General features: G+C 37.7%; 9 protein-coding genes. 3 read left to right on the top strand and 6 right to left on the bottom strand.

Annotation, left to right across the window (positions count from 1 at the left end):
• Positions 1-55: 55 nt before the first annotated feature.
• The 3 genes from OIT90_RS02660 to OIT90_RS02650 are packed head-to-tail and all read right to left on the bottom strand — an operon-like array spanning position 56 to position 4,026.
• The gene (locus OIT90_RS02660) at positions 56-1,546 is read right to left on the bottom strand and encodes an N-acetylmuramoyl-L-alanine amidase (RefSeq protein ID WP_474892229.1); all 1,491 of its coding nucleotides are present in this window, start codon (positions 1,544-1,546) and stop codon (positions 56-58) included.
• Between the two features lie 23 nt (positions 1,547-1,569).
• Positions 1,570-3,678: a SpoIID/LytB domain-containing protein gene (locus OIT90_RS02655; protein ID WP_474892228.1), complete on the bottom strand. Its 2,109-nt coding sequence runs from the start codon at positions 3,676-3,678 to the stop codon at positions 1,570-1,572.
• 24 nt (positions 3,679-3,702) lie between these two features.
• On the bottom strand, positions 3,703-4,026 hold the full coding sequence (locus tag OIT90_RS02650) for a hypothetical protein (protein ID WP_058837525.1): 324 nt from the start codon (positions 4,024-4,026) through the stop codon (positions 3,703-3,705).
• A gap of 182 nt (positions 4,027-4,208) precedes the next feature.
• Between OIT90_RS02650 and tagU the strand changes: the two genes are divergently transcribed.
• On the top strand, positions 4,209-5,129 hold the full coding sequence (gene tagU, locus OIT90_RS02645) for a polyisoprenyl-teichoic acid--peptidoglycan teichoic acid transferase TagU (protein ID WP_039181856.1): 921 nt from the start codon (positions 4,209-4,211) through the stop codon (positions 5,127-5,129).
• Positions 5,130-5,162: 33 nt separating this feature from the next.
• On the opposite strand, the gene wecB is transcribed toward tagU, so the two are convergent.
• Positions 5,163-6,302, bottom strand: a complete 1,140-nt coding sequence (wecB, locus tag OIT90_RS02640; protein WP_474892227.1) for a non-hydrolyzing UDP-N-acetylglucosamine 2-epimerase — start codon at positions 6,300-6,302, stop codon at positions 5,163-5,165.
• 264 nt (positions 6,303-6,566) lie between these two features.
• Here wecB and galU point away from each other — a divergent pair, with 264 nt between their 5' ends.
• Positions 6,567-7,448, top strand: a complete 882-nt coding sequence (galU, locus tag OIT90_RS02635; protein WP_008343198.1) for a UTP--glucose-1-phosphate uridylyltransferase GalU — start codon at positions 6,567-6,569, stop codon at positions 7,446-7,448.
• Between the two features lie 225 nt (positions 7,449-7,673).
• On the opposite strand, the gene tagH is transcribed toward galU, so the two are convergent.
• The gene (gene tagH / locus OIT90_RS02630; RefSeq protein ID WP_461198699.1) at positions 7,674-9,275 is read right to left on the bottom strand and encodes a teichoic acids export ABC transporter ATP-binding subunit TagH; all 1,602 of its coding nucleotides are present in this window, start codon (positions 9,273-9,275) and stop codon (positions 7,674-7,676) included.
• Positions 9,276-9,294: 19 nt separating this feature from the next.
• Complete coding sequence (locus OIT90_RS02625) at positions 9,295-10,122, bottom strand: ABC transporter permease (protein WP_059376465.1); 828 nt, start codon at positions 10,120-10,122, stop codon at positions 9,295-9,297.
• Between the two features lie 309 nt (positions 10,123-10,431).
• On the opposite strand from OIT90_RS02625, the gene OIT90_RS02620 reads away from it, so the two are divergent.
• Positions 10,432-13,437 carry a CDP-glycerol glycerophosphotransferase family protein gene (locus OIT90_RS02620; RefSeq protein WP_474892226.1) on the top strand — a complete coding sequence of 1,002 codons (3,006 nt, stop codon included), beginning with the start codon at positions 10,432-10,434 and terminating at the stop codon, positions 13,435-13,437.
• Positions 13,438-13,491 lie beyond the last annotated feature (54 nt).

The following is a 13,491-nucleotide window of genomic DNA, read 5'->3' as shown; positions in this document are numbered from 1 at the left end:
CTTACTCGAGCAGCCTAAGAGGAGTATCTGAGGCACCCCTCAGGTTTGTGTTTTCTTATCTAAAATAACCTGACACACCGCTTGAAATGCCTGACGCTAAACGATCTTTATACGTAGCAGATTTCAAGATGTTTGAATCAACTGGACTAGAAACAAAACCAGTTTCTAAAAGAACACTCGGCATCTTAGAATATTTAATGACGTAGAAGCCAGCTGTTTTCACACCACGGTCTCTTGTCCCTAGTGCACTAACCATTTTTGGCTGGATGTTTTGCGCCAGCTTCAGGCTGTTTGCAGCCGCATATGTTTTGTCATAGTATGTTTCTGTTCCATTTGCACTGCTGTTATCATTTGAGTTCGCATGGACACTAATGAAGATATCCGCTTTCGCATTGGCACCTTTGCTCACTCGTGTTTGAAGACTATCAAATGTGTCTGATGTTCTTGACATGGTCACAAGTGCACCAGCGTTGTTTAATTTCGTATTTAAACGCTTTGCTACGTCTAAATTCAAATTCTTTTCATATAATCCGTAACCTACAGCTCCTGAATCATGCGCGCCATGACCTGGATCAATGAATACTTTTTTCCCAACAGCCGGGTTTTTCAGCTGGTTTACAACAGTTGGAGTGACAGTATTTGTACTGCCTACAACAGTAAATTTAGTGATTTTCTTGCTGCTCACTGTTGCTCTTGTTACTTTTGGCAGCGTCTTTTCATTCGTTAGAAGCAATGCTTTGTTTTGCTTCGCCGCAATGCCAGCAGCAGAAGATGAAGTGGCATAGCCAAATCCTCTTCCTACATAGGTATTATTGACGCTCATATTATATTTTTTCACAATATTTGCCGCGACATCATAACGAGTCGATCCTTTGATTCGTGTTGGAGACTTCAATTGGTTATAAGCTGCTTTTGTGACGTAGTTCTCTCCGCCGACTACAATGGTTTGTTTCACATTGCTTGCTTTTGCAACAGAAGCGATTTCAGAACGAATTCCCTTTTTATCTGTGTATAGAATCGGGAATCCTTTTTGAGCGGCTACAGGTGCAATTGCAATCCCATGTGCATAGAAAGAACCCTCAACGACAACGACGCCTGCTGGCTTTTTCATTTTTTTCGCGATATTAGCAGATAGCTCATATCGGTTTTTTCCTGAAATACGCTGTGTGGAGATGCCCATTTTCTTCACTTGGTTGACCACGTTGTTTGACACACTTGATGTGCTGCCTAAAACGATCACCGTTTTTGTTTTTAATGAAGTTAAGGCTTTCTTTGTATCACCCGAAAGGCTTTTACTGTTTGTGTAAAGAACTGGTCCATTTTTTTGATGTGCAAGTGGAATTCCTGCTGTTGCATCTGCATACGCAGTTTTCCCTACTAAAACGACTGTACTTGCAGTTCCCCATCCTTTTTTCGCTACGTTTGCCGCTACAGCATATCTGCTACCGCCATCAATTCGTGAGACTGAATTGTCTGCCAAAGCTGTTGGAACGATAACGAAAATAGCGATGAGGCTGAGGATGGCTGTTTTCATCAATGAGCGCATCTTCTATGTCCTCCTTTTACCCTTTAATAGTTTGTTAGTTTTGTACCTGGATAGTAGAACGAGAGTATGGAAGAATATGAGTTTCCAGATTCAGCTCTCGCTTTGGCTCCGTATTGGCTCATACCAATGCCGTGGCCATATCCTTTTCCTGAAATCGTGAAGTCATTTGTGTTGTTTTTGACTGACGCAAACGTGCTTTTCACTTTTGTTGCGCCCATGACTGATCGAAACTCGGTCATCTTCATACTTGCCGTTGTGCTTTTGTTCACCGAATATGTGCCTGTTTTGTTTTTCAGATGGTATGTCAGTTTGATCGATACCGTCTTCGCACGCTGGCCTTTTGTTTTCCCTGAGAACGTCAGGCTTGAGATGGATGCGATTTTCATATCAGATGCAGCAGTTTCTTTGTTTTTAAGCAGCCATGATTTCAGGCCAGCAAGGTCAGCTGCATTTGTCTCTTTTGCCTTAGACCATTGAGATGCTGCTGTGCTAGCAGTCAATGTCGTGCTCAGTTGTTTTTTAGAGAGTTTCAGTGTCCATGGATTGACTGGATCTTTTGGATCCTTTTTGGCCACTAAGTATGGCAGTGCATTTCCCCATACTTCTTCACTTGCCTCTGTATAACCGCCATTGCTAGAGTAATAGGTTGCTGAAATGAGTTGATTGTTGTATTTCAGAACCTTTCCTTTTGTGGCATCGACAGCTTTTGTCGAATTTGTGTACCAGTTATATCCTCCATAGACTTGGAAGGCTGTTGTATCAGGGACGACTTTTCCAATACTTTTCACAGAATACGTTCTAGCGGCAACTGCCTGTGCTTTTAACGCTTCAACATTCCAGCTTGCAGGCATTTCATTTGGCACTACGCCTTTTAGATAGTCTTCAAATGGAATATTTTCGAGAGTCGGCCTGATATACCCTGATTCAATTGCAAAGTTTACGCTGCCTAAATACGGCTTTCCTGCAATTTGAAGGACATTTTTTGTTGAATATTTCTCAGGAACAACTCTTACTGTGTTATACGTTTTTATGCCTTTTAATGAAATTTTTCCGTTAGAAATATTCAATTGGTAGTTTTGATTTTTTTTCAGATAAACTTGTTTGGCTAAGGAATTTTTCAAGCTATCTTTAATCGCACTTGTGCTGCCCGCAAGATGATAAGCATATGTACCTTTTTCCTTCAACAGTGCTTTTAAAGACGCTGTAACAGATTCGGGTTTCACATACACAACGGTACTGTTAGATTTTGCAGCCAATTGCGACAGCGGCATAGCATAAATATAGCTCGAAGCTTTCGCCAAATAAACTTTATCTGCATTAATATTTAATTTCTTTATAATATTCACAGATAATTCATAGCGATTGGCACCGCTGATTCTTGTCACCTGTGAGGTTTTTTTGATTTGATTTTCAACTTTTTGTCCAGTACTTTTCGTACTGCCGATGATGATCACTTTACTTGGCATTCTATAAGACGGAATGGAATCTTTTTTTGTTAACAGGATAGGGTATCCCTTTCTCGATGCATAGGATGCAATGGCAATCCCATTCATAAATGAGTTCCCGCCGACAACGACAGCTTGCTTATAGTTACCCATTTCTTTAGCGATTTTTTGGGAGATTTCAAACTTGTCTTTTCCACTAATACGTCTGACTTTGCCATACTTTTTAATAGACTTCTCAGCAGCTGTTGAAATGCTTTTCGTATTTCCGACAATCAGAATGTTATCCGGCTTCATTTTCTTCAGCTGGTTTTCAGTTGTTTTCGTCAGTTTTTCAATATTCGTATACAAAATAGGCGCGCCCAGTTTGTATGCTAACGGTGATACAGAAATCGCATGATCAAATGCATCACGACTGACAATGACAACAGTTGAAGGATTTTTCCAGCCAGCAGATGCAATGCTATTGGCTACTTCATAGCGATTTTTGCCGTCATATCTTTTCGTCACAGCAACATTTGATCCTGATAGCTTGTATTCCCCAGTTGTTGAGATATCCATGCTTGTTTTATTTCCGATATAATTAGACAATTTCACTGAAATTGCCGAGCTTGCCATGGCAGACTGAAAGGGTGCGACTAGTAGAGTCAGTATCATGAGAACAATTAGTGTAACGCCTGTTTTCTTCAATTTTGTTCATCCCGCCCATCTTTTTTACTTCTGTTTTTCAATCTTCTGGATTTCCTTTTGACCACTGTCATTAATAAAGTAAGAGATTTCTACTGTGTCTCCTGGTTTAAATTCATTTAACACATCTTTAAAATTATCCGTAAATTCATAGCTTAAGGTCGTATTCACTTTTTTCACTTCGACTGTATGTGCATCAGCCATTCCAATAAATTCAGCTTTCTCTTCCAGCACCTGAGGAGTTGAACTGCTTGTCTTGTTTTCTCCTGTGGACTGCTCAGCCGTTCCACATGCTGCGAGCACGATACCTAGTAGCAGTATTAAGAACGGTAAAACGACGATTTTCTTCATTTTTTTCACCTCATGTCTTTGTATCGTCTTATAACTTATTATTTTAAGGTAAATTTAAGGTTTTTTGAAACCTTTTTTTTGTTACAACGTCTATATCTAGGTTCAGAGTAAAAAAATAACTTGTTTATCAAGATTCGTAAACCTATAATCATGGAAGAATCATAGAAAAGGTGAGGGACATTATGAGAGCTGAAAGAAAAAGAAAGAAGAAAAAGGTTCTTTGGATTGTTTTATCGATTATTGGCTTATTCGTATTAGCAACTGGCGGATACGCATATCATCTTTGGAACACAGCAGCATCGACCGTCGCAGGCATTCAGGAGAATTTAAAGAAGTCAGATAAGCGTGACAAAGATGTCGATTTAAATAAGAAAGACCCGATTTCTATTTTAGTCATGGGTGTCGATGAACGAAAAAATGACCGAGGCCGTGCAGACACATTAATATACATGACAGTAAATCCGAAAACGAAAACGACCGAAATGGTGAGCATCCCGCGTGATACGTATACGAAAATTGTCGGAAAAGGCACAATGGATAAAATTAACCATTCCTACGCATTCGGCGGTACACAAATGGCAGCAGATACTGTAGAGGAACTGCTTGATGTACCTGTTGATTACTTCGTTAAAGTCAATATGGAAAGCTTTAAGGATATTGTCGATACACTTGGCGGCATTACGGTGAACAGCACGTTTGCATTTAGCTATGATGGCCATTCATTTGGTACAGGAGAGATTAACCTGAATGGGGATCAAGCCCTTGCCTATACGAGAATGAGAAAGCAGGATCCAAAGGGTGACTTCGGACGTCAGCAAAGACAGCGCCAAGTCATTGAGGGCATCATTGCAAAAGGTGCCAACATTTCATCTATAACGAAATTCGGCGATATGTTCAAAGTCGTGGAAAATAATATGAAGACAAACATGTCATTTGACGATATGTGGACGATGATGAATGATTATCGCGATGCAAGACAGCATGTAAAACAGCACGAGCTGAAAGGATCAGGCGCACGTATCAATAACATTTATTACTACCAGCTTGATGACAGCAGTCTTGCGAATGTGAAGAAGGAATTGAAGGAAAGTCTAGAGCAGTAAAAAAGAAGACTACAGAAATGTAGTCTTCTTTTTTTATGATTGAAATGGAACTGGTTTTTCTTCGCTTAATCCAAAACGATGGAGAAGCTCTTCGACAATTCGTTTTGACGCTTGTCCATCACCATATGGATTAGACGCCTTCGACATGTTGTCGTACTCTTTCTGATCGACTAGCAGCTGTTTTGCCATATTGTAGATGGTCTCTTCATCTGTACCCGCGAGCTTAAGCGTACCAGCTTTCACACCTTCAGGGCGTTCTGTTGTATCGCGCAGCACTAGTACTGGCTTCCCTAGAGAAGGCGCCTCCTCTTGTACACCGCCAGAATCCGTTAATATAAAGTGTGAGGCAGCAGCGAAGTTATGGAAATCAACAACTTCAAGCGGCTCAATTAAGTGCACACGATCAAGATCACTGAATTCTGTCTGAGCCGCATCACGAACAGCAGGGTTTAAATGTACAGGATATACAACCTGAACATCTTCAAACTCTTCTACAATACGTCTAATCGCTCTAAACATGTTTTTCATCGGCTGGCCGAGATTTTCTCTGCGATGAGCCGTTAACAAAATCATTTTATCTGTTCCCATTTTCTCTAAAATAGGGTGTTGATACTGCTCTGTAACCGTTGTTTGCAATGCATCAATCGCTGTATTCCCCGTCACACAAATCGTCTCTTCTTTTTTATTTTCAATTAAAAGATTCTGTTTCGCCTCATTTGTTGGAGCAAAATGAATATCGGCAATCGTGCCTGTCATTTGTCGGTTCAATTCCTCAGGGAACGGCGAGTATTTATTGTGTGTTCTTAAACCCGCTTCAACGTGACCGACAGAAATTTGGTGGTAGAATGCGGCCAAGCTTCCTGCAAAGGTTGTAGTGGTGTCTCCATGAACAAGGACAATATCAGGCTTTTCCTCTTGGAATAATTGATCTAGTTTCAAAAGTGCATTTGATGTGATTTCAGATAATGTCTGGCGTTCTTTCATAATATTTAAATCATGATCTGGTTGAATGTTAAAGGCTTTCAACACTTGATCAAGCATTTGCCGATGCTGTGCAGTCACAGTGACTGAGGATTTGATTTGCGGATGTTTTTTTAGCTCAAGGACAAGGGGTGCCATTTTAATCGCTTCAGGCCTCGTCCCGAATACAGTCATTACATGTAATGTTTTCAATAGTCGATGCCTCTTTCCTTCTCATTTATAAGTGTATTATACAAAAGAATAGAAACGAATCCTAATCATTCTATTTCATTTTTACATCGCCTTTACTCTTTTCAACATAAAAATTTACACAAACTCTTTACAATAGATATTGAATCAGATCATGCATTTATCGTAAATCATTTGTCATTTCTATCATTTGTAAGTTACACTTTATGAAAGATGAAAAATGAAGCCAAATCATTTTTTCTATATGTAAGGAAGGTGCAAAGTTCATTGAAAAAAGTACGTAAAGCCATTATACCAGCTGCAGGTCTCGGAACACGTTTCCTCCCTGCAACAAAAGCAATGCCTAAAGAAATGCTCCCAATCGTTGATAAACCAACCATTCAATATATTATTGAAGAAGCTGTTGAATCAGGAATCGAAGACATTATTATCGTCACTGGAAAAGGGAAAAGAGCCATTGAGGATCATTTTGATTTTGCACCAGAGTTAGAGCGCAATCTTGAGGAAAAGGGAAAGAGTGAGCTTTTAGAGAAAGTGAGAAAATCCTCTAACATTGCTGACATCCATTACATACGTCAAAAAGAGCCAAAAGGACTCGGTCACGCCGTTTGGTGCGCACGTAACTTTATCGGTGATGAGCCTTTTGCTGTTTTATTAGGTGATGACATTGTTCAAGCCGAAACACCTGGGCTTCGCCAGCTGATGGATGAATACGAAAAAACCCTTTCATCTGTCATCGGGGTTCAGCAAGTAGCAGACAGCGATACGCATCGCTACGGGATCATCGACCCTCTAACACAAGAAGGGCGCCGCTATCAAGTCAAAAACTTTGTTGAAAAGCCGCCGCAAGGAACAGCACCATCGAACCTAGCCATCTTAGGGCGCTATATTTTCACACCAGAGATCTTTATGTACCTCGATCAGCAAGAAATTGGTGCAGGCGGAGAAATTCAGCTGACAGATGCCATTCAAAAGCTGAATGACATCCAGCGCGTATTTGCCTATGATTTCGAAGGGAAACGATACGATGTCGGCGAAAAGCAAGGCTTCATTGAAACAACGCTTGAGTTTGCTCTTCAGGATGAAGAATTAAAAAAGAAACTCATTCCATTTATGAAACAGCTTCTCGAAAAAGAAGAAGTGAACTAAAAAAGCTGCCGGTATCGGCAGCTTTCAAATTATTGACAAAGGGCTAAAATGATCTTTATTTTAGCCCTTTGTCTTCTTTTCAGCGTGATAGAAAACCTTTGCAGTCTAGGAAGGACGAGCACAGGAGCAGAGTGAATTTGACATTCGTGAGCACCGGAGCGCAGACCTGACACCGAATGCGAGGGTTTGCCTACACGCTGAAAGTTGCCGGCATCGGCAGCTTTTTTAATTCATGACTGAAATAGTCAGTGTATGCTGTTCATTATCAATGACAAACAGATTGTTTTCGCCCTTCACTGCGAATTTCGTTTGTTTCTCATTCATCCAGACATTCTGTTCTGTCAGCCCAAGTGTGGAAGGAGAGATGGACATCACCTCTCGAAACACAATGGTGTTTGCCTGACCATTTTGAATGACATAGTCAGTTTTCTCTGTGGTCAATCGTTCAATCGTATCTCCTTGATCACTTTTGATCGAGCTCAGCGTCTGCATTCTTTGTTTTAGCACAGATTCTTCTTTTCCAAGGAAAGAAAGTAGATACTCATATGAACCTGCTGATGCAGGCGATACATATGAATTAAACTGTCCTGGTCCAATGGATAATGACTTTAAATCCTCTGCATTTTGAAGCGCATCAGGTTTAACAAAATACTTTTCTGATGCTGTTTTAATTTGAACGGTTTTTTTATTTTCAGCCACAGCCTGTACTGCTTGTCCAAATGGCAAAGTGACATCAGCCTTTTTTTTCATGGCTTGGTCTTTGTAAACCTTAAGTGGGTCAGCCGTGACAATCATCTGTTGATCCACCTTTTTCATATCGGGCGCCCCCTTCGTCTGCGGGTTCTTTGACTGAGGCGCTTCTGCCTTATCTGATGAAATTGCACCAAATGTCGCAAGTGTACGAAGCGGGCGATCTGAAAACATTGATAAGGCAAGCAAAATCGTTAAGGCCGCTAAAACTGTCACTTGAAATGCGGGTCCGAACAATGAGCGCCGTTTTCCGTTCTCTTGATAACGAGACACCTTTTCTGTCTTTTGTACGCCTTTTCTGCCTTCCTTATGTTCCATTTGATATTTTTGTTTCTCTTTCTTGGAAAGCTTGTTAAACCAATCAACAAACTCCTTATACTCTTTCACGACCTTTTTCGTATCATCAAACATACGAAGTTCACCATAATGCATCCAAGCCACCCGATCACAAATTTTTTGGATTTGGCTAATAGAATGACTGACAAAAAAGATCGTCTTTCCTTGTTCTTTGAATTCTGTAATGCGGTCCACACATTTTTGATAGAAGGTTTGGTCTCCAACAGACAGTGCTTCATCAATAATAAGGATATCTGGATCGATATGTGCTGAAATGGCAAAACCAAGACGGGATTTCATTCCGCTTGAATAGCTCTTTACAGGCTGGTCAATAAAGTCACCAATATCCGCAAACTCTACGATTTTTTCATAAAGCTCGTCTATCTCTTTATTCGTCAGTCCCATCATTAAGCACTTTAAACGAATGTTGTCTTTTCCGCTTAATTGGTTGTTCAGCCCTGCAGCAATGGCAATTAACGAAGGCTGGCCATCCATATCAATTTCACCACTTGTCGGTGGAATGATTTTCGCTAGAAGGTTCGACATTGTCGATTTCCCAGATCCGTTAATCCCCACAAAACCAATCGTCTCGCCTTCATATACATCAAAGGACACATCACGGACAGCAAAAAAACCTTTTTCATTTTTATTAGGAAAAAACAGCCCTTTAATCTTATCTGACTGCTTTTTATATAGGACGTATTGCTTGGATACGTTTCGAAACGAAACCTTTAGTTTCATCGTATAATCTCCTTACTTTTTAAAGAAAATCGACAAATTTATCCCTAAATTTCATATGAAGCAATGAACCGGCTGTTAAAAGAAGAAGCGTGATCAGCCAAAAATAAAGTGTGTATTTGACATCATGGAAGAACCATTCTCCCTTTAACAAACTATTTCTAAATCCATCAATGATGTAGAAAAGAGGATTCAATCTTAATATGTCCCCAATCCACGCTTTGTCTCCAGTGAGCTTTTCTGAGATATTCCAAAAAATCGGCAGCAAAAAGAAAAGCAATCGTGTCACGGATTGTAAAAGAAATTGATAGTCTCTCACGAGTACGCTAATCGTGGAATTAAACAAACTAAACGAAAACATAAACGCGATCATACAAATAAAATAGTATATATATTGCAGCCAATGCGCGTCAGGGTAGATGCCATAGGAAATCAGCACGATTAAATAGACGCCCATCATGACAAAGTAGCTGAACAAGTTGGACATTATCACCACAGACGGCAGCGCACTAATCGGAAAATTCATTTTCGATACCATATTAATGCGTTTAAACACACTGTTTGATCCATCAAGAATGGTCGGACTAATGAAGAACCAAGGGATTAAACCGGCAAGCATCCAGATGATAAATGGAACCTCCACGCCGCCAATGACAATTGGCTGTCCTCCTCGAATACCCATACCAAAAACAAACCAGTAAGCCAGCATTTGAATCAATGGATTTAAAAACTGCCATAAAACACCTAAATAATTCATCTGATATTTTGATTTTGTTTCATAAACAGCAAGTCGCATAATCAGCGGAAATGAGCTGATTTGCTCCTTTAGTATCGTCAACATTGCGTTCATTGTTATCTTCCTTAACAAAAGTTTTGAGTACCAAAATTAAAAGCACCGCTCATAATTGTAACAGATGTTGTTTATTTTTTCACTTTAAAGACAAAACAAAGATGCTATCCTTCATAAGTATAGGAATTATTTGCTTGATCATAGGTTATAAGCAAATTTGGGATGATATTTACATTTCAGAATAATGTATGTTAAACTATCTTGACTATATAATCAGACTATATTAATTGAATATCCATATTATAGTTATTCAGTATTATTTTTACTCATTATAAATAGATTTTTAACTAGATTTTAAGGAGAGAGACTATGGTTTCTTTAGAAAGTATTTTAACTAGTAACTCTATCTTATCTTTGTTCATACATTCATATGATAAAAAAGACCTAAAAACAATAAATTTCATTCGTGATAATCAAACATTTGATTTTCCTCTACAGCAGAATAAAGATGGTTTTTACGTAGCAGAAATACGTGCTAAAGACATTCTCCCTCTAAAAGGTTCCTCTTTCAGTATCTTCGTAGCAGATCAAGTTGGAATACTCACTCCGCTACAATATGCCGTTCATCACAAATGGCAAAGAAAGATTCTGCATAGAGAATTGGCTGTACTAATTAAAAGAACAAGCAATGAAAACTTACAAACAAAAATAACATTCGAAATTTTAAATGCTAAAAAAAGAACAAACTTATACAAAACCAATTTGATTGATTTCATGCTTGAAAATTATACTCTCACAATAAATGGTGTTTCAAACATTTTAGACATTGATGCTCCATTAGATCAAAGGAAATTCTTTATTTCATTTCATAGAGTACCTTCAAAGGATAAAATATTATTTCCTGTTGATTCAATTTCAGAAGATGGAATTTGGTCTGCACACGTAGATTTAAGTTCACTTGGCCTTCATAATTTATATGAGGGTATCTGGCAAATTCATTTTTATGAAGAAGTAGAGGGTAAGTTACTAGGATCGTTTATAAAAGACAGAAAAAAATTGGTTTCTACAAATTCATTTAAGACTGCTGATCATCTCTTTCAATGTCAATTTAAAAAGAGGAATAGTGGATTGATATTAGATGTCAAACAAGAGAGTCTACTTGTTTCTTTTAAAGAGAGCTATATTCAAAATCAAACGATGACTGCAAAAATATCTATAGCAAGTGAACAATTAGCATTAATAGATCATCATGTTTCTGAAATTCACATGATGAATAACAAAGACACAGAGAGTACTGTGTTAACTAGAATGAAACGTATAAATGATGAAGATTTTATTTTAAAGATACCTTTTAAACGCATCATTGAAGCCTTACAAGAAGGTAGTCAGAAACAATCTGACTGGCTCTTTTTATTAACAAATAAAAAAAGCCAGAAGACTATTTTCGCCAAAGTCACAAATCACTCTTTGACTTTTGATGAAAATAACGTTCTTAATATATTTGAGAAAGTGCCTTTTGAAGTAGGACTACATCGAACCGCCAGTCAAAACTTGAGTTTTACAGTTAGAAAAGCTAGAACCGTAAGAAATCTCTATCAAGTCAAAAAAATACGCGGTCACTACTTAAAAGTTGAAGGCGCTGCTATCTTAAGAGGCTTAGAAATGCCTCATTCAGATTCTGTTAAGCGCTCATTAGTCCTAAAAGAACGCGCATCTTTAAAAGAAATAACCATTCCCGTACAAAATAAAAGAGACTTAACTTTTGCTTATCATTATAAACGGGACAAGAAAGACTATACGTACTGTGGGTTCAAAGTGTTATTTGATACATCAACACTTCCTGAAGAAAAAGGCGTTTGGGATTTCTTTATAAGATTCGATACAGAAAAATTTTCATTTAATAGACGTCTAGGATTTGTTAAGTATACTTATAAGAAAGACAAGTATCTTTCTATTATCAAATATAAAGGCAACGATAATAATAAGATTTTTAACTTTTCATCAACGACACCAAAGGGAAATTTGAAACTAGAAGTACTTCCCTTTAAATCTTCTATTTCTGAGGATCAAATTAGTGAAAGCAGAGAAGAAGTTTGGATTATAGGAGAAAGACCAGATACTGCTCAAGATACAGGATATCACTTTTTCAAATATTGCAGAGAAAAGCATCCTGATAAGGAAGTTTATTATGCTATTGAAGAAGGAAGTAAAGATATTCGAAATATCGAACATCTTGGAAACGTACTGATCATTGGCTCACCTGAACATATTGAAAAAACACTACAAGCTACACACTTTATCGGTTCTCATGATCTAGAATATTTCCTTCCATTTAAAATACCACAATATCAACATACGAAGAAAGCAAAAAGAATCTTTCTTCAACACGGTGTAATGGGAAGAAAATCAGCTGAATATCATCGATTTTTCTATCAATATCCTTTTCATATAGTTTGTGTCAGCTCGGTTTATGAAAAGAAAATGATGATGGATCATTTTGGTTACAAAGAATCAGAGGTTAAGGTGACTGGCTTATCAAGATTTGATCATTTAGCTAATTCTAAAACAACCGATCATAATGGTGATAGAGAGATTTTAATCATGCCAACATGGAGAGAATGGCTAAATACAGAAGAAACTTTCTTAAAATCGGATTATTACGAGAAATATATTTCGATTCTAAAGGATGAAAAATTGCTTCAAGAATTAAAAAAACATAGAGTGAAACTCTTATTTTATCCACATTATCGAATGCAGCCATATATCTCTTATTTCAACAAATATAAGAGTGATGTAGTGTCTATTTTGGAATTGGGTGAAGTAAACGTTCAAGAATTATTAATGAGAGCCTCTCTCCTTATTACCGATTATTCTAGTGTTTCATTTGATGTAAGTTTTATGAAAAAACCAGTTATATATTATCATTTTGATTTTGAAGAATTTTTCAATAAGGGTATTTTAAGAAGTAAGGAAGAAACTTTCCTAGGTGAAATTGTAGAAGATCAAACAAGCTTAGTGAATGAGATGATTCATACGATTCATAATGGTTTCCGGGAGAAATTATTTGTCGAAGAAAGAAGAGATTTAATTCTAACGTATACTGATAACAAAAACTGCGAAAGAATTTTCAATGAAATATCTTCTTTAAAAGATGATGATTTTTCACTCATTGCTTCCTTAGCAAGAATTTCTAAAGAAACTCTTCAAAATATAAAAATAGCGACCATTCAAACACTAGTCCGAAACTATATTTTCACAATCAGTGTTAAAAAAGTAAAAGTGTTAAAAAGTAAATCTCGAAAAACGCTCAAAGCTCTTAAGTCAATGAAAAGACATCTAAAAAGAAACATACACAAAAGAAACTTTTCTAATTAAATATTTATTTTTTGAAGATGCCAGTTCGAGACAATCGACTGGCTTTTTTGTTTA

The organism is Bacillus sp. ABR (assembly GCF_056172715.1).
This window is presented reverse-complemented; position numbering and strand designations above follow the sequence as displayed.